The organism is Agrobacterium vitis, assembly GCF_014926405.1.
Lineage (GTDB): Bacteria > Pseudomonadota > Alphaproteobacteria > Rhizobiales > Rhizobiaceae > Allorhizobium > Allorhizobium vitis_H.
Genome location: NZ_JACXXJ020000005.1, coordinates 3,461,228 through 3,484,509 on the forward strand (window position 1 = coordinate 3,461,228; position 23,282 = coordinate 3,484,509).

At 58.0% G+C, this 23,282-nt stretch carries 26 protein-coding genes; 14 read left to right on the forward strand and 12 right to left on the reverse strand.

Going from position 1 to position 23,282, the window contains the following annotated elements:
• Positions 1–22: 22 nt before the first annotated feature.
• The 3 genes from ftsY (at position 23) to IEI95_RS27370 (ending at position 2,695) form a co-directional block, all read left to right on the forward strand.
• Positions 23–1,387, forward strand: coding sequence for a signal recognition particle-docking protein FtsY (gene ftsY, locus IEI95_RS27360; RefSeq protein ID WP_156531770.1), 1,365 nt, complete (start codon positions 23–25; stop codon positions 1,385–1,387).
• A 73-nt stretch (positions 1,388–1,460) separates the two neighbouring features.
• On the forward strand, positions 1,461–2,108 hold the full coding sequence (locus tag IEI95_RS27365) for a septation protein A (protein ID WP_156531771.1): 648 nt from the start codon (positions 1,461–1,463) through the stop codon (positions 2,106–2,108).
• Complete coding sequence (locus tag IEI95_RS27370; protein ID WP_194417242.1) at positions 2,105–2,695, forward strand: DUF2585 domain-containing protein; 591 nt, start codon at positions 2,105–2,107, stop codon at positions 2,693–2,695. The genes IEI95_RS27365 and IEI95_RS27370 overlap by 4 nt, the downstream gene beginning before the upstream one ends.
• Here IEI95_RS27370 and IEI95_RS27375 read toward each other — a convergent pair.
• From IEI95_RS27375 to ccmA, 5 genes are all read right to left on the reverse strand, one after another.
• The gene (locus IEI95_RS27375; RefSeq protein ID WP_156531772.1) at positions 2,670–3,296 is read right to left on the reverse strand and encodes a DsbE family thiol:disulfide interchange protein; all 627 of its coding nucleotides are present in this window, start codon (positions 3,294–3,296) and stop codon (positions 2,670–2,672) included. The genes IEI95_RS27370 and IEI95_RS27375 overlap by 26 nt on opposite strands.
• The gene (ccmD, locus tag IEI95_RS27380) at positions 3,296–3,466 is read right to left on the reverse strand and encodes a heme exporter protein CcmD (protein WP_070164284.1); all 171 of its coding nucleotides are present in this window, start codon (positions 3,464–3,466) and stop codon (positions 3,296–3,298) included. Before ccmD ends, IEI95_RS27375 begins: the two co-directional genes overlap by 1 nt.
• Entirely contained in the window at positions 3,463–4,245 is a 783-nt protein-coding gene (locus IEI95_RS27385; RefSeq protein ID WP_156531773.1) for a heme ABC transporter permease, read from the reverse strand. Before IEI95_RS27385 ends, ccmD begins: the two co-directional genes overlap by 4 nt.
• A 68-nt stretch (positions 4,246–4,313) precedes the next feature.
• A complete protein-coding gene (gene ccmB, locus IEI95_RS27390) occupies positions 4,314–4,973 on the reverse strand; it encodes a heme exporter protein CcmB (protein ID WP_194417243.1) in 660 nt (219 codons plus the stop codon).
• Positions 4,970–5,635, reverse strand: coding sequence for a heme ABC exporter ATP-binding protein CcmA (ccmA, locus tag IEI95_RS27395; RefSeq protein WP_194417244.1), 666 nt, complete (start codon positions 5,633–5,635; stop codon positions 4,970–4,972). The genes ccmB and ccmA overlap by 4 nt, the downstream gene beginning before the upstream one ends.
• Positions 5,636–5,886: 251 nt before the next feature.
• On the opposite strand from ccmA, the gene acnA reads away from it, so the two are divergent.
• The 3 genes from acnA to IEI95_RS27410 all read left to right on the forward strand — a co-directional run bounded on the left by acnA (position 5,887) and on the right by IEI95_RS27410 (position 10,525).
• The gene (gene acnA / locus IEI95_RS27400; protein WP_194417245.1) at positions 5,887–8,580 is read left to right on the forward strand and encodes an aconitate hydratase AcnA; all 2,694 of its coding nucleotides are present in this window, start codon (positions 5,887–5,889) and stop codon (positions 8,578–8,580) included.
• 442 nt (positions 8,581–9,022) lie between these two features.
• Positions 9,023–9,775 carry a DUF1223 domain-containing protein gene (locus tag IEI95_RS27405; RefSeq protein ID WP_156531888.1) on the forward strand — a complete coding sequence of 251 codons (753 nt, stop codon included), beginning with the start codon at positions 9,023–9,025 and terminating at the stop codon, positions 9,773–9,775.
• A gap of 330 nt (positions 9,776–10,105) precedes the next feature.
• A complete protein-coding gene (locus tag IEI95_RS27410; RefSeq protein ID WP_015917441.1) occupies positions 10,106–10,525 on the forward strand; it encodes a DUF2794 domain-containing protein in 420 nt (139 codons plus the stop codon).
• A gap of 7 nt (positions 10,526–10,532) precedes the next feature.
• Here IEI95_RS27410 and IEI95_RS27415 read toward each other — a convergent pair whose 3' ends face one another.
• The 4 genes from IEI95_RS27415 to IEI95_RS27430 all read right to left on the reverse strand — a co-directional run bounded on the left by IEI95_RS27415 (position 10,533) and on the right by IEI95_RS27430 (position 15,437).
• The gene (locus IEI95_RS27415) at positions 10,533–11,090 is read right to left on the reverse strand and encodes a GNAT family N-acetyltransferase (RefSeq protein WP_194417377.1); all 558 of its coding nucleotides are present in this window, start codon (positions 11,088–11,090) and stop codon (positions 10,533–10,535) included.
• A 128-nt stretch (positions 11,091–11,218) separates the two neighbouring features.
• Complete coding sequence (locus IEI95_RS27420; RefSeq protein ID WP_060718701.1) at positions 11,219–11,989, reverse strand: Bax inhibitor-1/YccA family protein; 771 nt, start codon at positions 11,987–11,989, stop codon at positions 11,219–11,221.
• A gap of 188 nt (positions 11,990–12,177) precedes the next feature.
• Positions 12,178–14,724 (reverse strand): ABC transporter permease, encoded by a 2,547-nt coding sequence (locus IEI95_RS27425; protein WP_156531775.1) that lies wholly within the window; start codon positions 14,722–14,724, stop codon positions 12,178–12,180.
• Positions 14,721–15,437 (reverse strand): ABC transporter ATP-binding protein, encoded by a 717-nt coding sequence (locus IEI95_RS27430; RefSeq protein WP_194417246.1) that lies wholly within the window; start codon positions 15,435–15,437, stop codon positions 14,721–14,723. Before IEI95_RS27430 ends, IEI95_RS27425 begins: the two co-directional genes overlap by 4 nt.
• A 254-nt stretch (positions 15,438–15,691) precedes the next feature.
• Between IEI95_RS27430 and IEI95_RS27435 the strand changes: the two genes are divergently transcribed.
• From IEI95_RS27435 to IEI95_RS29675, 8 genes are all read left to right on the forward strand, one after another.
• Positions 15,692–16,300 (forward strand): arylesterase, encoded by a 609-nt coding sequence (locus tag IEI95_RS27435; RefSeq protein ID WP_234890910.1) that lies wholly within the window; start codon positions 15,692–15,694, stop codon positions 16,298–16,300.
• A gap of 66 nt (positions 16,301–16,366) precedes the next feature.
• On the forward strand, positions 16,367–16,954 hold the full coding sequence (gene thpR / locus IEI95_RS27440; protein ID WP_015917435.1) for an RNA 2',3'-cyclic phosphodiesterase: 588 nt from the start codon (positions 16,367–16,369) through the stop codon (positions 16,952–16,954).
• A 115-nt stretch (positions 16,955–17,069) separates the two neighbouring features.
• Entirely contained in the window at positions 17,070–17,372 is a 303-nt protein-coding gene (locus tag IEI95_RS27445; RefSeq protein WP_015917434.1) for a 4a-hydroxytetrahydrobiopterin dehydratase, read from the forward strand.
• Positions 17,373–17,466: 94 nt separating this feature from the next.
• The gene (locus IEI95_RS27450; protein ID WP_194417378.1) at positions 17,467–17,892 is read left to right on the forward strand and encodes a YkvA family protein; all 426 of its coding nucleotides are present in this window, start codon (positions 17,467–17,469) and stop codon (positions 17,890–17,892) included.
• Positions 17,893–18,173: 281 nt separating this feature from the next.
• A complete protein-coding gene (locus tag IEI95_RS27455; protein WP_015917432.1) occupies positions 18,174–18,683 on the forward strand; it encodes an invasion associated locus B family protein in 510 nt (169 codons plus the stop codon).
• A gap of 298 nt (positions 18,684–18,981) precedes the next feature.
• Positions 18,982–20,160 carry a dual-specificity RNA methyltransferase RlmN gene (rlmN, locus tag IEI95_RS27460; RefSeq protein ID WP_420360095.1) on the forward strand — a complete coding sequence of 393 codons (1,179 nt, stop codon included), beginning with the start codon at positions 18,982–18,984 and terminating at the stop codon, positions 20,158–20,160.
• Positions 20,161–20,174: 14 nt separating this feature from the next.
• The gene (locus IEI95_RS27465) at positions 20,175–20,399 is read left to right on the forward strand and encodes a hypothetical protein (protein WP_015917430.1); all 225 of its coding nucleotides are present in this window, start codon (positions 20,175–20,177) and stop codon (positions 20,397–20,399) included.
• A complete protein-coding gene (locus tag IEI95_RS29675) occupies positions 20,396–20,524 on the forward strand; it encodes a hypothetical protein (protein WP_267889528.1) in 129 nt (42 codons plus the stop codon). Before IEI95_RS27465 ends, IEI95_RS29675 begins: the two co-directional genes overlap by 4 nt.
• Positions 20,525–20,559: 35 nt before the next feature.
• Here the strand turns inward: IEI95_RS29675 and IEI95_RS27470 are convergent, their stop codons facing one another.
• The 3 genes from IEI95_RS27470 to IEI95_RS27480 all read right to left on the reverse strand — a co-directional run bounded on the left by IEI95_RS27470 (position 20,560) and on the right by IEI95_RS27480 (position 23,090).
• On the reverse strand, positions 20,560–21,201 hold the full coding sequence (locus IEI95_RS27470) for a LysE family translocator (protein WP_156531779.1): 642 nt from the start codon (positions 21,199–21,201) through the stop codon (positions 20,560–20,562).
• A gap of 81 nt (positions 21,202–21,282) precedes the next feature.
• Positions 21,283–22,098: a hypothetical protein gene (locus tag IEI95_RS27475; RefSeq protein WP_156531780.1), complete on the reverse strand. Its 816-nt coding sequence runs from the start codon at positions 22,096–22,098 to the stop codon at positions 21,283–21,285.
• A 137-nt stretch (positions 22,099–22,235) separates the two neighbouring features.
• Complete coding sequence (locus IEI95_RS27480; protein WP_156531781.1) at positions 22,236–23,090, reverse strand: SDR family NAD(P)-dependent oxidoreductase; 855 nt, start codon at positions 23,088–23,090, stop codon at positions 22,236–22,238.
• Positions 23,091–23,282: the final 192 nt, after the last annotated feature.

The following is a 23,282-nucleotide window of genomic DNA, read 5'->3' on the forward strand; positions in this document are numbered from 1 at the left end:
ACGTCGAAAAGCAAAGAACATCATGGCGCTTGGATTCATCAAAAAAGTCTTCACCTTTGGCAAGGACAAGCCAAGCGAAACAGGTGTAGATGCCGGGCTTTCCGCCGAGGAAAAAGCAGCTATTGCCGCCGAGAGCGAGCCACATGACCGTGTGGAGCAATTGCCGCTGGCTGAAGATCCTGTTTTGGCCGAGGAGGTCGATACGGCAGGCGGGCCTTCTGATGATCTGGCTGAGGATAAAGCTGGTGAAGATGATGTGACGGCGGATGATCTGAGCCTCCTGCCGCTCTCGCTGCTGGAAGCCGAAGACGCTGCTGAGGAGCACGCATCTGACGCGACGCCTTCCTTCGACGAGTTGCTCGACGAGGCGGAAGGTGCTGCGCCCGGCACCGAAATTGCGCTGCCCAAGGGGTTTTCGACTGTGGTCGAGCCTGAGCCTGAGCCGGAAACGCCTGAGGTGAAGCAGAGTTGGTTCCAACGCCTGAAAGCCGGGTTGTTTCGCACCTCCTCGCAGCTCACCGGCCAGATCTCAGCACTTTTCACCAAGCGCAAGCTGGACGAGGAGACACTGGAAGAGCTGGAAGATCTGCTGATCCAGGCCGATCTCGGCGTCGAGACTGCTATGCGTGTCACCGCCACCCTGTCGTCCGAGCGCTACGGCAAGGATGTGACCGGCGAGGACGTGACGCGTATCATGGCTGCCGAAATCGTCAAGGTGCTGAAGCCAGTGGCCAAGCCGCTGGCGCTGGACCTCAATCACAAGCCGCATGTCATTCTCGTCGTCGGCGTCAACGGTACGGGCAAGACCACGACCATCGGCAAGCTGGCCGCCAAACTGTCCGGCTCCGGGCTGAAAGTCATGCTGGCGGCGGGCGATACCTTTCGTGCGGCGGCTATCGAGCAGTTGAAAATCTGGGCGGATCGCACCGGCTCGACCTTTATCGGCACCAAACTCGGCGCCGATGCAGCGGGGCTGGCCTATGACGCTTTCGAGAAGGCCAAGGCTGAGAAATCCGACGTGCTGATTATCGATACCGCCGGCAGATTGCAGAACAAGACAGAGTTGATGGACGAGTTGGAAAAGATCGTCCGGGTTCTCTCCAAGCTCGACCCGGATGCGCCGCATACCGTGTTGCAGACACTGGATGCGACCACCGGCCAGAACGCCATGAACCAGGTGGAGATTTTCCGCAATGTCGCCGGTGTCAACGGCCTGATCATGACCAAGCTGGATGGCACGGCGCGCGGCGGTATTCTGGTCGCTATCGCCGCCAAGCATAAATTACCGGTCTATTTCATTGGCGTTGGCGAAGGCGTCGATGATCTCGAACCCTTCGAGGCCGAGGATTTTGCCCGCGCCATTGCCGGTTTTGGCCCCTCAAGCTAAAGCACTCACCTTTAAATTCGACGCAATTTCACGTCAATCACCGTATTGAGCCCAAAGAGCAAAGCAGGATACCATGACAGCAGGAAACGCAGACCAGCAACCGAGTGCGGCGGAACAGCATCACCCCTTGCTGAAGCTGGCCTTGGAGCTTGGGCCGCTGCTGGTGTTCTTTTTCGGCAATCTGCGCGGCGAATGGCTGGCGGCGCATTTTCCGGCTCTGACCGCCATCGGCGGGCCGCTGCTGATTGCGACGGCGCTGTTCATGGTCGCCACCGTGGTGGCGCTTGTCGTGTCCAAGATCGTCTTCAAGCACTTGCCGGTCATGCCTTTTGTATCCGGCGTGGTGGTGCTGGTGTTCGGATCGCTGTCGATTTGGCTCCAGGACGACACATTTATCAAGATGAAGCCGACCATCGTTAACGCGCTGTTCGGCGCGGTGCTGCTTGGCGGATTATTGTTCGGCAAATCCTTGCTTGGCTATGTTTTCAATGCGGCTTTCCAGCTCGATGACGAGGGCTGGCGTAAACTGACGCTGCGCTGGGGTATTTTCTTCCTGTTTCTATCGGTGTTGAACGAGGTGGTCTGGCGCAATTTCACCAATGATGTCTGGGTGAATTTCAAGGTCTGGGGAACGATGCCGATCACCATCCTGTTCACGCTGGCGCAGATGCCGCTGATCATGCGCCATTCGCTGGAAAAGGCGGAAGAGGGCGGCAAGTGACGGCTGTAGCGGGATCGCCGAAAACCCATCATGCCGCCTCGTTCTGGCTGGTCGTTCCCGTCATCATTCTGGCCGTACAGATCTTGGCGGAGCATTTCATGGGCCGGATCTGGATCTGCTCCTGCGGCTATGTGAAGCTGTTCGAGGCGGGGGTGAATACACCGGGCAATTCCCAACACTTGGCCGATTGGTACACGCCCTCGCATATCATCCACGGATTCCTGTTTTATGGTCTCGGCTGGCTGGTGCTGCGGCGCGGGTCGTTCGGTCAGCGGTTGACGCTGGCCACTCTGATCGAGGCGGGCTGGGAACTGCTGGAAAACTCACCTATCATCATCAACCGTTACCGTGCCGCCACCATGGCGGTCGGCTATGAAGGCGACAGCATCCTGAATTCGGCGATGGATACCGTGTTTATGGCGCTTGGCTTCCTGTTTGCCGCCCGTGTGCCGGTGTGGCTGACGATTATCGTTGCCGTGTTTTTCGAGTTGCTGACGGGTTATCTGATCCGGGACAATCTGACCCTGAATGTCATCATGCTGGTCTGGCTGGTGGATGCGATCAAGGCCTGGCAGGCGGCTCTGTAATGGCTTTGACGGCAAGTGCCCTGTCGATAGCCGGATAAAGACCTTTTTCTATCGACTGCGCATCAAAAGGCCCGACCCGCTTATAAACGATTGTGCCATCCGGGGCGAGGAGATAGCTTTCCGGAATGCCGTAGACGCCCCAATCAATCGCTGCCTTGCCGTTCGGGTCGATGCCGATGGCCTTATAGGGATTGCCAAGCTCGCCCAAAAACCTCAGCGCGTTGTCGCTCTTGTCCTTGTAGTTGATGGCGACGATCTGGATGCGGGGGTCATTGCTCAACTGTTTCAGCAGTGGATGCTCATCCCGGCAGGGGACACACCAGGAGGCAAACACATTGACCAGCGTCAGCTTGCCCGTGATGGCGGAAGAGGTCAGCGCCGGCAGGTTGGAGCCCTCCAGCGGTGGCAGGTTCAGGGTGGGCGCTTTGGTGCCGATCAGGGCGGAGGGAATGTCGCTGACATTCTTGCCGTTGAAATCCTGATCATAGAGCATCTTGCCCGCTGTTCCCGCGATCAGCGCAAAAACCGCAAGCGGAATGGCCGCCAGCAGGTAACGCGAGAGCCCGCGCTTCTCAGCGGTTTCCAGCCTATCCTCAGCCATCAGAGCGCCTTTTCTGTCGATGTGTCGGAGCGGCGGCGAATACCTGCCGCTTCCAGCGCCTTCAACTCTTTCTGGCGCGCGCGGCCCTCCAGCCAGATCCACACGACCATAAACAGGATGGCGGCGGCGGTGAGGCCATAGGCGGTGCCGATATAGAAGGCATATTTCATGATGCGCTCTCCTGCGAGGCGACCCGGGCGGCAAGACGGCGCTGGGCCATGATTCGCCGCCGCCAGATCTCGTTACGCATCGCCATCAAATGCAGAGTGAAGAACAGCAGCGTGAAGGCCAGCGCCATGACCAGCAATGGCCGCAGAAACTCCGGATCGACGCTTGGGCCGCCAAGCTTCATGATGCTGGCAGGCTGGTGCAGCGTATTCCACCATTCCACGGAAAATTTGATGATCGGAATATTGACGAAGCCGACCAGGATCAGCACCGAACTGATCCGTGCCGATTTTGACGGATCGTCCATGGCCCGGTTGAGGGCGATCAGGCCCAGATACATCAGGAACAGAATGAACACTGAGGTCAGGCGGGCATCGCCCCAGGCCCACCATGTTCCCCACATCGGTCGCCCCCAGAGCGAGCCTGTGACCAGCGCGATGAAGGTGAAGGCTGCCCCCAGCGGTGCCGCGGCCCTATGGCTGACATCGGCCAGCGGATGACGCCAGACCAGCGTGCCGATGGCGGAAATCGCCATGACCGAATAGCACATCATTGCCAGCCAGGCGGCGGGCACATGAATATACATGATCCGCACCGTATCGCCCTGCTGGTAGTCGCCCTCTGTGGTGAAGGCCAGCGTCAGGCCGACGGCCAGCAGAACAACGGTTATTCCCGCCATCCATGGCAGGACACGCGCCACCAGTGCCAGAAACCGGGTCGGATTGGCCAGCGCGTTTAATCGGGCAGTAAGCTTGGTCGAAGCAAGGCTATTGTCGGTCATGCTGCTTTCTACCCTGAGGATGGTGTTGCTGCAATTGATCGCAATCAATTGCAGGGGATCAAGAACGATCAATCCGATGTGTTTCTAAGCGCCAATGCGGCTGCCGATGGCCCGATGACTGCGAAGAATAAAGTAAGTGCCGATAAAAACAGAAAGGGCGGCAGGAAAGGAGCCGGGTCTTCTACAGCCGCATAGGAGGCGCTGACACCGAAAATCAGCACCGGAATGGCCAGTGGCAGAACCAGGATCGATACCAGCAGCCCGCCGCGCGGCAGGGCCACGGCAACGGCCGCTCCGGCAGCGCCGATGAAGGTTAGCGCAGGAGAGCCAACCAGCAGCGTCAACATCACCGCCCCGATGGCCATTTCGCTCATATTCATGAACAGACCCAGCAGCGGCGAAGCGATCACCAGCGGCAGGCTGGTCGCCGTCCAATGGGCCAGGCATTTGACGAAGACGGTCAGCACCAGCGGTGTCTCCTGCATCAGGAGCAGATCCAGCGAACCGTCATCACGGTCGGCCTGAAATAGCCGATCGAGGCCAAGCAGCGCCGACAGCAGCGCGCCGATCCAGACAATGGCAGGACCGATGCGGGCCAGCAGATTCATATCCGGTCCGACGCCAAAGGGAATGACGGCCACCACGGTCAGGAAGAACAGCACGCCGATCAGCGCGCCGCCGCCCGCCCTGACCGACAGCTTCAGGTCGCGCAGAAAAAGAGCGATCACGCAGCATCCTCCAGATCGCCGTAGTCGAAGCCCTTCATTTCCAACTGTTTCGGGCTTTCCAGGCCCAGTGGCTGGTGGGTGGCGGCCAGCACCATGCCGCCTTGGGCCAGATGGGCGCGGATCAGGCTTGAAAACATCTCATCGGCCTTCACGTCCAGTGCCGCTGTCGGCTCATCGAGAATCCAGATCGGCCGGTAGGAGACCAGCAGCCGGGCCATGGCAAAGCGCCGCTGCTGCCCGGCAGAAAGATAGCCATAGGGCAGGTGGGTGATGCCGCCCAGGCCGACCTGATCGGCGGCCTCTTCGATGGAGACACCCGAACCGCCTTGGGCCTGTCCGAGAAAGGTCTTCCAGAATTCCAGATTTTCAGTCACCGTCAGTTCCGCCTTCATGCCGTTGCGATGGCCGAGATAGTGACTGACCTCGCGGGGTGGTCGTGGCTCGGTGCCGGGTGATTCGAACAGGACGGAGCCGCGCTCTGGCCGGATGAAGCCGGCAATGACCCGCAGCAAGGTGGATTTTCCCGATCCGTTGCGACCGGTCAGGACAAGCGCTTCGCCAGATGACAGCGTGAATGAGACGTTGCGAAACAGCAGATCTTCCCCGCGTTTTGCGGCCAGTTCCAGGGCATTTAGCCGGGTGATTTCCCCTTTGTTTAGCAAAGCTTATCGCCTTTAAAAAATTGTGCCATTTGGCCTTCTACACTCTGGAACAGTTCTTGGAAATTCTCTATAAGACCTGCAACCACGCCAGCGACCGGCGTGTCCATCATCCTAGCGCCGAACTTGAATGTTGCGTAAAGCGATTTTCACGGGCGGACAGCGGAAATGGTCGCACCCGCATCCTGATGTGCATGTAGTGCATAGGCGTCCGCACGTATGTGTTGGCTATCAGTATCAGCGGGGTTCTATCCGTGTCCAAATCGCTTGACAGTTTCAATTGCCGGTCGACGCTTTCCGTCGATGGCAAGGATTATGTCTATTACAGTATCCCCAAGGCCGAGGCCAATGGCCTGACCGGCGTCTCCAAGCTGCCTTATTCCATGAAGGTGCTGCTGGAAAACCTGCTGCGCAACGAAGACGGCCGCTCCGTCACCAAGGCCGACATTGAAAACGTCGCCGCCTGGCTCGTTGACAAGGGCACGGCTGAAAACGAAATCGCCTATCGTCCGGCCCGCGTGCTGATGCAGGACTTCACCGGCGTTCCCGCCGTGGTCGATCTGGCCGCCATGCGCGATGCCATGGTGTCGCTGGGTGGTGATCCGGAAAAGATCAACCCGCTGGTTCCCGTTGACCTCGTGATCGACCACTCGGTTATCGTCGATGAATTCGGCACGCCAACCGCTTTTGCCCGCAACGTTGAGCTGGAATATGAGCGCAACGGCGAGCGTTACCGCTTCCTCAAGTGGGGCCAGCAGGCGTTCAAGAATTTCCGCGTTGTTCCTCCTGGCACCGGCATCTGTCACCAGGTTAACCTTGAATATCTCGGCCAGACGGTCTGGACCAAGGACGAAGACGGCGAAACCACCGCTTATCCCGACACCTGCGTTGGCACCGACAGCCACACGACCATGATCAACGGTCTGGGCGTTCTGGGCTGGGGCGTGGGTGGTATCGAAGCCGAAGCGGCCATGCTCGGCCAGCCGGTTTCCATGCTTCTGCCTGAAGTCATCGGCTTCAAGCTGACCGGCAAGGTCAAGGAAGGCGTCACCGCCACCGACCTCGTGCTGACCGTTGTGCAGATGCTGCGCAAGAAGGGCGTTGTCTCCAAGTTCGTTGAATTCTTCGGCCCCGGCCTGGATTCGATGTCGCTGGCCGACCGTGCAACCATTGGCAACATGGGCCCGGAATATGGCGCGACCTGCGGCTTCTTCCCGGTTGACGGCGAAACCATCAACTACCTCACCATGTCTGGCCGCACCAAGGACCGGATTGCACTGGTCGAAGCCTATTCCAAGGCGCAGGGCATGTGGCGCGATGGCGACGGCTCGGATCTGGTCTTCACCGACACGCTCGAACTCGAACTCAGCGATGTTGTGCCGTCCATGGCCGGTCCAAAGCGTCCGGAAGGCCGTCTGGCCTTGGAAACGATTGCGCCAAACTTCGCAACGGCGCTGGAAGGCGACTATAAGAAGCCTGGCCAGCTGACCAATCGCTACGCTGTTGAAGGCACTGACTTCGACCTCGGTCATGGCGATGTGGCGATTGCCGCTATCACCTCCTGCACCAACACCTCCAACCCGAGCGTGTTGATTGCCGCTGGCCTTCTGGCCCGCAATGCTGTTGCCAAGGGTCTGAAGTCCAAGCCTTGGGTCAAGACCTCGCTGGCACCTGGAAGCCAGGTTGTTGGTGAATACCTGTCCAAGTCTGGTCTGCAAGTGTCTCTGGATGCACTCGGCTTCAACCTCGTTGGTTTCGGCTGCACCACCTGCATCGGCAACTCTGGCCCGCTGCCAGCGCCGATCTCCAAGACCATCAACGACAAGGGCCTGATCACCGCTGGCGTGTTGTCGGGCAACCGTAACTTTGAAGGCCGTATCTCGCCGGACGTTCAGGCCAACTATCTGGCCTCTCCGCCACTGGTTGTTGCTTACGCGCTGGCCGGTTCGGTCCAGAAGGATCTGACCACCGAGCCTCTGGGCGAAGATCAGAACGGCAATCCAGTGTTCCTTAGGGATATCTGGCCAACCTCGAAGGAAATCCAGGAATTCATCCTGAAATACGTCACCCGCGAGCTGTATGAAAGCAAATATGCCGACGTGTTCAAGGGCGATGAAAACTGGCAGGCCGTTCAGATTCCGGCTGGCCAGACCTATGCCTGGGACGACAACTCCACCTATGTTCAGAACCCGCCTTACTTCGTGGGCATGGGCAAGAGCGGCTCCGGTCTCAAGAACATCACCAATGCTCGCGTATTGGGTCTGTTCGGCGACAAGATCACCACCGACCATATCTCGCCGGCTGGCTCCATCAAGGCGGCGTCGCCTGCTGGTGCTTATCTGCTGGACCATGGCGTTGGCGTGGCGGACTTCAACCAGTACGGCACCCGTCGCGGCAATCACGAAGTGATGATGCGCGGTACCTTCGCCAATATCCGTATCCGCAACCACATGCTCGGCCCGAACGGCAAGGAAGGTGGCTACACCATCCATTATCCGTCCAAGGAAGAGATGTCGATTTACGATGCGGCCATGCAGTACAAGGCCGAGGGCGTTCCGCTGGTGATCTTTGCAGGCGTCGAATACGGCAACGGTTCCTCGCGTGACTGGGCTGCCAAGGGCACCAACCTGCTCGGCGTACGCGCCGTGATCGCCCAGTCGTTCGAGCGTATTCACCGCTCCAACCTGGTCGGCATGGGCATCGTACCTTTCTGCTTCGAGGACGGCACCACCTGGGCCAGCCTCAACCTGAAGGGCGACGAAACCGTGACGATCGAAGGCCTCGAAGGCGAGATCAAGCCACGCGAGAAGAAGATCGCCAAGATCACCTATGCCGATGGTACGGTAAAGGATCTGCCGCTGATCTGCCGCATCGATACGCTTGACGAAGTGACCTATGTGAATAACGGTGGCATCTTGCAGACCGTTCTGCGCGATCTGGCCGCTTAATCCGGTCAATTCCTATTGAAAATAACAGCCGCTGGCGCAAATGCCGGCGGCTTTTTTTGTTTTCTCTTCGCTTCAAGGTTGCTCTCACCCCAACGTGACTTGGTGTTGAAGCGGGTCCTGTTTATCCTCTCGACCATGAGCAGACAGATCGGTGATGTGGCGGGGCTTAAGACCAGGTTCATGTGACCGGTTTAAATTGCTTTGACATGTTTATGCAGTATGGACAGCGTAAGCCGGGCTGGCTGCAAGGACCGGCTGCAAAGGGGGGCGGGTCCGAGTAACATCGGATTGGCGGCTCGAGACGCTTAGACTGCGATCATCGGCGCGATGCCGTGCTATTGTGGCCGGGCTTTAAGGGTTGAATAAAGGGGAGGGTTGAAGAATGGGGCAGTATCGATGGTTTCCGATGAAGGTTACGGCAATCCCTGTAAAAGGCCTCCTTATGGGCCTGATGATGTGCTTGGCAGGTGCCTCAGTCGTCAAGGCTGAGGACGTGCGTTCGCCGAAGGGGGTTGTCGAGCTTTTTACCTCGCAGGGCTGTGTGTCTTGCCCACCCGCCGACCGTGCCTTTGAAGCGCTCGCCAAACAACCTGATGTGATCGCATTGGCCTACCATGTCGATTACTGGAACTACCGTGGTTGGACCGATACGCTCGGCTCCCCTGGCAATACCGCCCGCCAATATGCCTATGCACGAAGCTTCGGTAGGAGCGGGGTCTATACGCCCCAGGCTGTGGTCAATGGAACGATGCAGATGAAGGGTACCGATGCGGCGACGCTTTCGGGAAAACTGGATGGGCTGCGGGCCAGCGGCAATGGATTGTCAGTCAAGGTTGACGCGGCCATTCAAGGCGACGCACTGTCTGTGTCAATCGGCAATGGCCAAGGCCGCGCTGATGTGATCGTCGTCTATTTCAAGCGTCGAAAAGATGTCGAGGTCCTGAAGGGTGAAAACAAGGGTCAGCGCATGACCTATTGGAACAGCGTCAGCGACATTCAATCTGTCGGCATGTGGCATGGCGATAGTTTGAAACTGACCCTGCCATCCAAGGTTCTGCGCAGCAATGATTGTGATGGATTTGCAGTCTTGCTTCAGTCTTCGACGCAAAATGGAGAGCCCGGCCGTATCGTCGGCGCAGCGATGGTGATGGCTCAATCCGCAGGAAATGAGAACGCTAAGCAGCTCAATCCCTGATTGGCAAACAGTCTGCGCATGGCGTACCGACAGGTCTCACATACAATATTATGTCTTCAGCGGGTCCGGCCGGGAACATTGGGGGGCTGGGGGTAAGGGGTCAATGCGCCAGACCGGACCCTTGACGCTGACGCGTCAACTGAAGACGGTGCAATCTCGTCTGCAATTGGGGCGCTGTTTTGACCGAAATACGGCGAAGGAAAAAAACCTTCCGAAATTGTACAGGTTGAGCTTTTTGGCGCAAACCGCTTACGCAGTTACGCTCTTGCAATTTGATGCCTGTCAGGCAAACTGTCACCGGCTTGTCATGAAAAGCACGAAGGAGCCCCAATGACCGATCAGCCGGATTTACCTCGTGAAGTCCCGCCCGTCACTCCTGAAACTGGCCAGCGCCCGGGCAACAGACCTGCTCCCGTGGTGGATCTTAGGGATTACAAGCAGAATCTTGATCCGCTACCGGTCACTTTTCATCGTACGGAATTGGATGCGATCCTATGGGTCTATGGCCGAATGGTTGGGGAAGGGGAGTGGCGCGATTACGCGCTCGACCACCTGAAAGACAAGGCGGTGTTTTCCGTTTTCAAGCGCTCCGGTGAGATGCCTTTGTATCGGATCGAGAAAAATCCGAAGCTTGCGGCAAAGCAGGGGGCCTTTTCGGTGGTCAATACCCATGGCATGATTTTGAAGCGTGGCCATGATTTGCGGCAGGTGCTGAAAGTGTTCGACAAGGTTTTAAAATTGGTCGAATAGAGCGTCCTCACCCTTTGAACAGGCTGCCGGGATAGGATTTTTCGTCGGGCAGTGTTTGGTTGCCCTCGCCGAGCGCGCGTTGCATGAAAACGGTGTCGAGCCAGGTTCCGTGCTTGAAGCCGGAGCCATTGATACCACCGGCATGGGTAAAGTCCAGGCTGCGATGGACGCCGATTGATGCGGGATTAGCGCCGCCGATTACCGCGATCATCTGCCGGAAACCCAGTGCCGTGCATTGCGCGACCAGATCGGCCAATAGCGCCTTGCCAATCCCCTTGCCTTGGGCGGCCTCTGCCAGATAAATCGAATCCTCCACCAGCCAGCGATAGGCGGGCCGAGTGCGAAAGGCCGAGGCATAGGCATAGCCGAGCAGACCGCCGTCACCATCCTCCGCGACGATATAAGGATAGGATTGAGAGGCAATCATTTCCATCCGCTGTGCCATCTCGGCCTCGTCGGGTGGCGTGATTTCATAGCTGGCCTTTCCTGTCAGAATGGCATGCCGGTAAATCTCAGTGATGCTGGGGATGTCGGCTGGAATGGCTGCGCGGATTTGCACGGGTATGGACTTTCTACGCTGAGAAACAGTGTAGATTCGGTCTTGCATAGCCAGGCGCTTACGGCAAGATGGCGCATGAGAAAGGGCGGCCCGAAGGCCGCCCTGATGTGATCCTGTTGCTGGTATCCGCCGCGTTAGCGACGGTCGCCCATGAAGCGAAGCATGAACAGGAACAGGTTGATGAAGTCGAGGTAAAGGGTCAGCGCACCCAGGATAGCCTTGCGGCCAGCCGTATCGGCACCATCCTGCTCGAAATACATTTCCTTGATCTTCTGCGTGTCGTAGGCGGTCAGGCCTGCGAAGATCACAACACCGATAGCCGAAACAGCAAAGGCCAGCGCTGAAGACTGAAGGAAGATGTTGACCAGCGAGGCGATGATCAGACCGAACAGACCCATGATCAGGAACGAACCCATCGCGCTCAGGCTACGCTTGGTGGTGTAGCCATAGAGCGACAGCGCGCCGAACGAGGCAGCCGTAACGAAGAAGGTCTGCACCACGCTCTGGCCGGTATAGATCAGCAGGATCGACGACAGCGACAGGCCCACCAGACCGGCATAGACCAGAAAGGTGGTGCGGGCCGCCGATACGCTCATCGACTGGATCTTAAAGCTCAGGAAAAATACCAGGCCGATAGGAGCCAGCATGATCACCCACTTCAGCGGGCTGCCATAAATGGCAGCGCCAAGGCTGGTCAGCATGATGCCGTTGCCGAACTGTCCGACAGCCTGGGATGGGTCGGTCGTGGTGGCAAGCATGGCGATCACGTAAGCCGCAACGCCGGTAATCGCCAGTCCAAGACCCATCAGGTTATAGACCTTCAGCATGTAGCTGCGCAGGCCCTGGTCGATCATCTCGGCCGAACCTACCCCAGTACGCGCCTGATAATTGCGAAAATCAGACATGGTTTCCTCTCATTAAGCCCCGGATTGTTCACGGTGCGGGACAGTGTCCCAAGCGCCGCTGCGGGGCTCCAGCATGCGTAGCGTCAATATGGGAGCAATAACGCTATAGAACAAGGGCTTTTGCGTTAAACCTCGGTAATGTGGCCTCTGGTCATTCAGTTCGGTTAACGGCCAAGGCCGCATCCCTGTCAGAGTTCCCGCAGAACCGGCGCGGCCTTCTGGCCCAGAACCCGCCATGTTCCGGCAAGGCCGATGCCGATCGTCGTGACCAGCGCCAGCGCGACGGTGGAAACGGCGACCCCGGGCAGGAAGCTGGCGGGCAGTTTCATGATCTGGCTGACCACATACCAACCCGCAACGCTTCCGGCCAGCAGCGCAAAAATCGCCGTGGCAAGGCCAAGCAGCAGATATTCATAGGTGAAGGCGCGGATCAGCATCGGGCGGGTCGCTCCAAGCGTTTTCAGCACCACCGCATCATGGGTGCGACCCCGATTGCCTGCCGCAAGCGCGCCTGACAGCACCAGAACGGAGGAAATCAGGGCGATGGCGGCGGCGGCCCGGATGGCGACGGCCAACTGGCCAACCAGCGAATTGACCATGTCCAGCGCATCCTTCACCCGGACGCTGGTAATGGTGGGATAGGCCTTGGTGACGGCGCGCAGGATGCTTGCCTCCTGCTGCGGGCTAGCCGATGGCTCGGTCAGGGTGGCGATCCAGGCATGGGGTGCACCGGCAAAGGTATTGGGCGAAAACACCATGACAAAATTGATCGACAGGGATTGCCAGTCCACCTTGCGGAAATTGGCGATTTTCGCGGTGATGGTGCGGCCCAGCACATTGACCGTTACTGTATCGCCGAGCTTCAGGCCCAGTTCGCCTGCTTCCTGGGCTGAGAAAGACACCAGCGGTTCACCCTTGTAATCCGGTGTCCACCATTGCCCCTCGGTCACTGTGGCGTTTTTCGGCAGGTCGGTGGCATAGGTAATGCCCCGGTCGCCGCGCAGGACCCATCGGCCCTGCGGTGGCACGTTCATCTTGGCCACGTCCTGACCATTGAAGGCGGTGATTCGTCCGCGCAACATCGGCACTTCGACGACTTGCCCCTGGGGTGCCTCACGGGCAATGATCTGACGGAAACTGTCGAGCTGGTCGCGCTGGATATCGACAAAGAAGAAATTAGGGGCTTTTTCAGAGAGCGCACCCGTGAGATTGCGCCGCAGATTGCCGTCGATCATCGACAGTGTCACCAGAAGTGCTAAGCCAAGGCCAAGCGACAGAATGACCGAGGGCGTCAGCGCCCCGGGCCGATGGATATTGCCGACCGCCAGCCGCAGCGCAGGCGAGGGAAGCCGAGGGCTTTTCCGGGCGAGTGCGGCAACGCCATAAGCGACCAGCCGCAGCACCACGAAGCTGGCGGCCATGGCAATCAGGAAGAATATCGCCAGACGCCGGTCATAGGCGGTAAAAATGGCCAGTGCGGCAAGGGCGAGGATCGCCAGCCCCGCCACCAGCACGTAAGGCCAGGAGGGCAGGCGGCGGGTCTCAAAACCCTGCTCGCGAAACAGCGCTGTAGCCGGGACTTGCCGCGCGTGGCCGAGCGGCATGACGGCAAAAGCCAGCGTTGTCAGCCCGCCAAACAGCAGAGCCAGCAGCAGGGAGCGCGGGTAAATGGCAAAATCCGCCTGGATCGGCAGGAATTGCGCGAGATAATAGCTGGCAATCCAGGGGGCGATGGCACCAATGGCAAGGCCCAGCGCAATGCCGATGCTGGCGACCATCAGGATCTGGAACAGATAGACCATGACGACGACGGAAGCCGGTGCGCCCAGGCATTTCAGCGTGGCAATGACGCTGCGCTTGCTGTCGAGAAAGGCGCGCACCGCATTGGCGACGCCGACGCCGCCAACGATCAACGCCGTCAGCCCGACAAGTGTCAGGAATTGCGAAAACCGGGTGATGTTTTCGGTCAGATTGGGGGCTGCCCGGTCGCTGGTACGGATCGACCAGCCTGCATCGGGAAATTGCTGCTTTGCCTGATCCTGAATGGCCGCGAGCGACGGACCGCCAGGGTTCAGCTTGATTTTGTAGACCTGTTCGACAAGGCTGCCGGTCTGGATCAAGCCGGAGGCGGCAAGCGCTTCGCGGCTGGTGATGATGCGCGGCGCAAAGCCGAAGCCTTCCGAAATGGCATCGGGCTCGGTGGTGATGGTGCCGGTAATCACCAGCCGGGCGGAGCCGACCAGCAGGCTATCGCCGATCTTTATCCCTAGCCGATCGAGCAGCAAAGGGGCTGCGACTGCACCATAAGCGTCACCGGTTTTTGTCAGGAGGTCAGCCAAGGGCTGGTCCGGCGTGGCGACGAAAGTGCCATAGAGTGGATAGGCGCCATCCACGGCCTTGATTTCGGCCAGAGACTGATCGGACCCATCCGGCAACCGCGCCATGGAGCGCAGGCCAGTGGAGGCTGAGACGGTGCCGAGCCCCTGTAGGAAGGCACTCTCCGCCGCATTGGCCTCCCGGTTGTTCAGCTCAAACCGGATGTCGCCGCCCAGCAGCGACTGCCCTTGGCTGGCGATGGACCGGGTAATCGATGTGGAGACGGAATTGACGGCGGCAATCGCTGCCGTGCCGAGGGCAATGCAGGCCAGGAAAATATAAAATCCGCCAAACCCGCCGCGCATTTCGCGGGCGCTGAGACGCAAGGCGGTTCTGAGACGTTGCAAAAATCCGCTCATGCCGAAACGGTCTCGTCGGCAAGTGTTTTGCCCGCTTCATCGCCCGGCTCGATCTGGCCTGAGCGGACGCGGACCTGTCTTGAGCAGCGACCTGCCAGCGCGGTATCGTGGGTGACAAGAACCAATGTGGTCTTGCGCTCGGCCTGTTTGGCAAACAGCAGGTCGGCAATCTGGCGTCCGGTCGCACCATCCAGGTTGCCGGTTGGCTCATCGGCAATCACCACGGCGGGCGAGGGGGCAAGGGCGCGGGCAATAGCGACCCGTTGCTGTTCGCCACCGGACAATTGGCCGGGATAATGGCTGAGCCGCTCGCCAAGGCCGACGGCGCGCAGTTCGCGGGCGGCAATGTCGAAAGGATTTTTGACATTGGCCAGTTCCAGCGGCACGGCGACATTTTCCAGCGCCGTCATATTGGCGATCAGGTGGAAGGACTGAAAGACAATGCCGATATTGCGACCGCGAAAATCGGCGAGTGCATCTTCGCTCAAGCCATGCAGCGCGGTGCCGTTGATGTGGATTTCGCCGCTGTCCAGCCGTTCCAGCCCGGCCAGCACCATCAGCAGCGTTGATTTTCCCGAACCGGACGGGCCGACGATGCCGATTGATTCGCCTTCTGAAATATCCAGGTCCATACCCTTGAGGACGTGGACCGAGGCGGCGGCATTGCCAAGGGTGAGATCGGCTTTTCTGAGCTGAATGATGGTTTGTCTCACGCGGTTTTCGTCCTATATGAGGTTCAAGGGCTTTAACGCCTTGGCGATGTCCGGTCGGGCATCATGATCGTCTACGCGAATTTAGGAAAGCCATCATGGGTTTTAAACCTGTCCCCCTTCAATTCGCCGTCATAGTGGTGGCTAGCCTGCTTGCAGGCGGTAGTTTTGCCCTGCCGAGCGTCGCTCAGGAACAGGCTCCGCAAGGCCAGCCAGCGGAACCGTCCATGCCTGACCAGCCTCTCGCTGACCAGTCCATGCCAGAGGACGCGACGGGAGAGACGCCGGTGGCGGAAGCGCAAGTGCAATTGATCGGGCTTGGTGACAGTCTGATGGCCGGCTATCAGCTTCAGGGCGACGAGGCCTTGACGAGCCAGCTGGAAAAAGCCCTGCATGACAAGGGCATGAATGTCAGTATCGGCAATGCAGGCGTGTCCGGCGATACCACGGAAGGCGGGCTGGCGCGCGTTGACTGGTCGGTGCCTGACGGTACGCAGGGCGTTATCCTGGAACTTGGCGCCAATGATGCGCTGCGCGGTATTGCGCCGGAAGAGAGTGAAAAAAACCTGGCGGCGATCATCGAAAAATTGCAGGCCCGCAAGATTGGCGTGCTGCTGGTGGGCATGATCGCGCCACCCAATATGGGCGCAGATTACGCCAAAAGGTTCAATCCGATCTATCAGCGCCTGGCTGAAAAATATAAAATTCCGCTCTATCCCTTTATCCTTGAGGGCGTCGTGACTGATGCCACGTTGAAACTGGGCGATGGCATGCATCCCAACGCCAAGGGCGTGGGGGTGATGGTCGAGCACATGCTGCCCGCCGTTCAGAGTTTCGCGAAAGGTTTGGAGGATAAGGTGAATTAACGACTTGCTTACCCTTTGCAAGCATGATTCGTTGTTAGCATCTGCAAAAGATTCGGGGAGCTCTCCATGCCGAGATTGTTCACTGCCCTCGAAATTCCGCGCAACGTGGCCTTGAGCCTGTCTTTGCTGCGCGGCGGGCTTCCGGGAGCCCGATGGATCGATGTGGAAAATTACCACATCACCCTTCGGTTCATAGGCGATATCGACGGGCGCACCGCCGATGAGATCGTCGATAGGTTGGATCGCATCGACCGGCCGGAATTCCAGCTCAGTCTGAACGGCATCGGGTCCTTCGGGTCGAAGAAACCGCATTCCATCTGGGCAGGTGTTACGCCACATCCGCAGATGACGGCGCTTCAGGGCGAAATAGAGCGGATCTGCCAACGCGTGGGCCTGCCCCCCGACCCCCGAAAGTTCATGCCGCATGTGACACTGGCGCGGCTGAAGTCATCGAGACTGGATGACGTTGTTCATTATTTATCAGGGCGCGGTAATTTCCAGACCGCGCCCTTTTTCGTTCCAAGATTCGTGCTGATGTCCTCCAAGGAATCGGTGGGGGGTGGCCCTTATCTGAAGGAGGAAATCTTCCCCCTCTATGAAGAGCGCTCAGAGGTCAGTTTTTCAGAACATGCCGAGCATTCGCTGAACGGATAAGCCAAATCTGAAAACGGACGTCAAAGGAACTTTTTGCGCTCTAATGGCTTGTCTCAAGAGCGCTCCTCGCCATGTGGGCGAGTGATATGCTGCGGCGGTCAGATTGGAATTGATCATGCGATATGAACGACTTGCGCCGGAGGCGATTCCAGGCGCTCTGCGCGACCTGGATGGGTGGAGCCTGTCTGAACAGGGCGACGCGATCACCAAGGAATTTTCCTTCGACGATTTTGCCCAAGCCTTCGGCTTCATGACGGAATGCGCCATCATTGCCGAAAAAATGGGCCATCATCCGGAATGGTTCAATGTTTACAGGCGTGTCGATGTGCGGTTGACCACCCATGATGTCGGTGGATTGACCGGGCATGATCTGAAGCTGGCAGCTGCCATGGACCAGGTCGCAAAGCGGCGCGTTTGACAGAAACACTCGCCATTCCCATATCAGTGCCAATATCCGGGTTCACACCCCACGTTGGAGAGTGAGAAAGAGGCAGGTCATGGTCGAGGCGAAACTGGACGACGTGAAGATTGGTGAAATTCTTCTGCCGGGCGATGAAGCCGAACAGCAAAAGCAGGAGCAAAAGCTGAGCCGTACCTTCTGGCCGAAGATGCGCAAAGCCATTCGCCACATCCCGTTTTCCCGGGATGTGATTGCCGCCTTCTACTGCGCAACGGACCGGCAGACGCCGCTTCGGGTGCGGGGCATCCTGCTGGCGGCGCTTGGCTATTTCGTCCTGCCGTTTGATGCCATTCCCGACATGCTGGCCTTTGTCGGCTTTACCGACGACATTGCCGTGCTGACGACTGCGCTGGCGATGATCAATGGCCATATCAAGGAACGTCATTACGATGCAGCCGATGCCGTCTTGGCCGATGACGGCGATCCGGTGCAAGGTGGGGGAAAAAGCGCACCACATGGGCAGGCTGAGCGGGGCTGATTGCGACATTTTCAACTATGGCGCCAGTCTCTTGCGCCATAGTCCAATTCCTGCCTGATTCCTTGTGTTCTACCAGAGGGCCGGTTGATCTGCCGGTGCCTTCAATCTGTACTATTTTCGGAAAAGGACTGACTGGAAGCATGGATTTGTCGGCTATAAGCTGTGCATTTCGTGTCTCGTTGACGGTTTGGTAACCAAAATTAAGTCAAATTGAATGAGGTTTCGAGGCTGGACACGAGACTGTTTGTCTTGACGTCCGACGAAAAAGCGGCAGGAAGAAAATGTTTGTAAAAAGAATCGCAACCGCAGTCGCAATCATGCTGGCATTCGCCGATGTGGCCGCAGCGCAATCGCCAAGCCCGACGCGGATCGAGCAGTTCAAGGCTTGGGGTGCTTATTCCTACAAGTCCGGCAATAGCACGGTCTGCTATGTGCTGTCGGTGCCGACCACGAAGGAACCGCCCTCTGTCAATCACGGCGATATTTTCTTCATCGTCTCGCAGCGTCCCGGCCAGAACATTTCCTACGAGCCGCAGGCGATGATGGGCTACACCCTGAAGACCGGTTCCAAGGTGACGGTGAAGATCGACGCCAAGAGCTTTACGATGTTTACCAAAGACAGTGCTGCCTGGGTGGAAAACGCCGCCGAAGAGCCGGCTTTGGTCGCCGCGATGAAGGTCGGCAAGACCATGAGCGTCCAGGCCGTTTCCGGTCGTGGCACGCCAACCAATTACGCCTATTCGCTTCAGGGTATTTCCGATGCCTTGAAACGCATTGAAAAGTGCAAATAATATTTGCTTCATGATGCGACGAAGGCCGGGTCTCCCGGCCTTTTTGCGTTTTGGGATGACGTCGCGGCATTTTGATGATAAAGGCCCCGCAAATGCGGTCTTGAAGGCTGCCGCGCCGTTGTCTGCTGATGATGGGGCGTTATCGATTTCTTGCACACAGCAAAGTTGAAAAATGGAGTGCGAAGGCCCGCGTCATTCTATGGCTGCTAGGCTGTCGATCACTTGGTTTTGATGAGGTTAAGCGATGGCTGCCACGGAAATTATCATTGAGCGGACGCCCCAGGCGCGGCCCGCCGCCATGACAGGCGCCACCAAGCCGACCCTGATCGGCCAGACCCGTGAGGAAATGGGCGACATGCTGCGCGAGATCGGCGTGGCCGACAAGCAGGTGCGGATGCGCGTCGCTCAGTTGTGGAACTGGATCTATGTGCGCGGCGTCTCCGATTTCGACCAGATGACCAATGTCGCCAAGGACATGCGCGAGAAGCTCAAGGCGCATTTCACCATCGCCCGGCCTGAAATCGTCGAGGAACAGGTCTCCAATGATGGCACCCGCAAGTGGTTGCTGCGCTATCCGCCGCGCGGTGCCGGGCGTCCGGTGGAGGTGGAATGCGTCTATATTCCAGAAGAGGGCCGGGGGACGCTCTGCGTTTCCAGCCAAGTGGGCTGCACGCTGACCTGCACCTTCTGTCACACCGGCACGCAAAAGCTGGTGCGCAACCTGACAGCGGAAGAAGTGTTATCGCAATTGTTGCTGGCCCGCGACCGGCTGGGTGATTTTCCCGACCGCGATGCGCCCGTTGGCGCGATGGTGCCGAATGAGGGCCGCAAGATCACCAATATGGTGATGATGGGCATGGGCGAGCCGCTTTATAATTTCGAGGAAGTGAAAAAGGCCCTGCTGATTGCCTCGGATGGTGATGGGTTGTCGCTATCAAAGCGCCGCATCACGCTTTCCACCTCCGGCGTCGTGCCGGAAATCTACCGCACCGGCGATGAAATCGGCGTGATGCTGGCGATTTCGCTGCATGCGGTGCGCGACGAGTTGCGCGACCTGCTGGTGCCGATCAACAAGAAATATCCGCTGAAGGACCTGATCGAAGCCTGTCGCAATTATCCGGGCCTGTCCAATGCCCGGCGGATTACCTTCGAATATGTGATGCTGAAGGATGTGAACGACAGTCTTGAGGATGCCAAGGGTCTGATTCAGCTGTTGAAGGGCATTCCGTCCAAGATCAACCTCATTCCCTTCAATCCCTGGCCGGGCACCAACTACCAGTGTTCCGATTGGGACCAGATCATGAAATTTGCCGATTTCATCAATTCGGCAGGCTATGCCTCACCGATCCGCACCCCGCGTGGCCGCGATATTCTGGCGGCCTGCGGACAGTTGAAGTCGGACTCGGAACGGATGCGCAAGACCGAGCGTCTGGCCTATGAGGCGATGATGATCGTTGGCCATGGCGAGGATGATTAAGGCGAGGACGATTGATGGAAATTGCCGTTCGCAATGAACGAACCAAGCTAACGGCAACCTATATCAATGGCGTTGCCATCGCGATTTTTGCCGTTGGAGGTTTTGCGCCTGTCATCTCGACAGTCAATAGCGGCCATGGTCCGAACGGAAATCTTGCTCTTGTCTGTTCCATTTGCATTTTAGCGTCTGTGGCATTACATTTGTTAGCGCGGAAGATATTGAAAGGTCTGAAGCCATGAGCACAGAGCAATTTCTGACAATGTTGATCATGCCCGTCGGTGGCCTGATGATCGGCTTTTTCATGCTCTTCATCACCCGCAAGGATCGTATTGACGCTGAAAAATCGCGCAAACACGTTCATTGATCTGCGTTATCTGGCTTGTTTCATCGTGGCCCCTATCATCGCGCCTGGGTCATGAGGATCTTGGCGGCGAAGACTGAAAACACGCCTGCAAAGGTGTAATCCATTCCCCTAAGCACTTTCGGATTTTGTTGCAGCCAGCCAGCCAGTTTGTCGGCGGCCAGCACGATGGCGACCGTGACGGGTAGCGATACCAGCATGAACCAAAAACCGAGGAACAGCAGCTTGCCCGTGACATCAGGATCATGGGCGGTGACGAATTGCGGCAGGAAGGTCATGAAGAAAATGATGACCTTTGGGTTGAGCAGATTGACCCAGATCCCGTTGAGAAACGCGGCTTTCGCGTTGCCCTTTGCGCCCGCTTCAGGCGTGGCGACGAATTTTGAGCCATGGCGGATTGCCTGAAAGGCGAGCCAGGCCAGATAAGCAGCCCCACCGCTTTTCAAGATAAGAAAGGCCGTCGGCGAAGCGACGATCAGGGCGGATACCCCGAAAGCCACCAGCATCGTATGGACCGCAATTCCGAGATTGGTGCCGAACAGCACGGCAAGCCCAGCCGCCTTGCCATCGCGCAATGCCCGGCTGATGGAGAGGGTCATGTCCGGCCCCGGCGTTGCCGCCAGCAACAGGCATGCGGCGGTAAAGGCTAGAAGGGTCGGCAGGCCCGGAATGAAGGTCATGACTATCTCGCATGGCATATGAAGAGGGTTCGCGGGCCATGTTACGATCCGCGATCCCTTTTCAGCAAGCGGATGCGAGGCTTATTTTTGCTCTCTGGTGGGTTCCAGCTGTGATGGATGAACCAGTTTCACCCGTTTTTCGGGGTTAATGCCGAAGACTTTTTCAAAATCGGTTGCTCCGAGAAGGTCCGCGGCCTGGTCCAGCATGTGCTGGTTGCGGGCGTTGATCAGCTCAATCGAAGGCGCTGCTGTGCCTGGCAGTTCCATTGCCATGTAAGATGCGACCGTGTCTCGCAAGTCCAGCAGTTTTTGCAGCTTTTCGGGCTGGTCGCCGAGTGTCTGGCGAGCATGGTCGAGAAAATCATCTGGTAGGTCGCTCATCGCATCCTCTTCCCGGATCGCTCCGCTGGTCTCACCCGCTGTGCAGGTGGCGATCTTCTTTGCCCATGCGGCCTTGCGGGTGCCGTAGGTACCATAGAGAAAGGTACTCAAGGCATATCCGGCTGCGCCCTTGACGGTCAAAGGCGCTGTGGTTGCCGTTTTTGTCGCATACAGCACCTGGTTGGCAATCTGATGGCAAACGCCATTCACACCATAGACCAGAATGGTTCCGTTCGGCGGTGAATTGGAAAGCGACCCCTCGACATTGGGTTCGACAAGGCAGCTGGCGACGGCGGTGTTGCCGTCCTGCTGGGCAAGCAGGCCGTTTGGATAATCATCGGTGGAGCCGGTGGCGTGAAAATCGCCCCAGCAATACCAATAGGTTTGTCCGGCCTGTGTCACTGCATCGATTGTCGCATAGGGGGTAACCCTGTTGTCATAGGTCGTGACCCAGGTGTGATCGAGAGGATTGCCTTCGAAAAATGCGGGATTAACCCAGGCGTAAAAAATTGTCATGAAACACCTCCATAAGAATGGAGATGTTTATACACGCATAACGAGAAATTTAAATAGAATTCTCGTAAATTTAGCCAGGCCGTGGCAGATGTCGAGAGCCACCTGTCACGGCCTGACGCTTAACATATAAAGGCCATTCAGCCTTTCAGATGTGTCTTGAAGGCCTCTTCATAATCCGGGTGCCAGCGTGACAGCGGTGGACGGTTTTCGATGATGTCACCGGCAGCCCAGGCAATACGCTTTTCATCCACGGCCCGCTGCACGTCGTTGTCGGGGCAGAGAATATAGAAATCGCCGCGTTTGAGGCTGTCCAGCATGAAATCCACCGTCTGTTCCGGCGTCCAGGCCGCATCGGGCTTTGTCGTCCGCTCGCCAGCCGTGAGACCGGTGAAGACGAAGCCGGGGATCAGCAGGTGGGCGCTGACATTACAGTCCGGCGTGTTGCGCAGTTCATGCTGCAAGGCCTCGGTGAACGCTTTGACCCCGGCCTTGGCAACATTATAGGCGGGATCGCCCGGCGGGGTGGTGATGCCCTGCTTGGAGCCGGTATTGATGATGATGGCCGGGTCCTTGTGGGCGATCATATCAGGCCCGAACACCCTGGTGCCATGGATGACGCCCATCAGATTGACGGCAAACACATTGTCCCAGTTGACCATCGGTCCGAACAGGCTGCTGCCTGGCTGGATGCCGGCATTGTTCATCAACAGGTGGACACGCCCGAAGCGTTGAAGCACGGCGCGCTCCAATGCTTCCAACTCATCCAGCTTGCTGACATCTGTCTCGATGGCGACGATATCGCTCTCCGGATTTTCCGAGAAAGTGGCGACTTCGCTGCGTGCATTGGCAAGCGCGTCTCCGCCGAGATCGGCGAGCACGACGCACATGCCCTGGCTGGCGAAAGCCTTGGCGGCGGCAAGGCCGATGCCTGAGGCTGCCCCGGTGACGACCGCGACCTTGCCCTTGGCAATTACCGATTGAATGTCGGTCATGTCTTGCTCCTTTGATCGTTTGAAAGCGGTCCTTGATCGAGGATGGCGAACCGCTCCAGTTCTAACGTTTCTATGCAATTCCTGGCTGAAATGCTTGATATTACCCGTGGAATTGTCGCAATGCTGACCATCGGCATATGGGCCTTGCTGCGCCCAAGTCAAATATCAACTCACATCCGGGCCGGTGTTTTC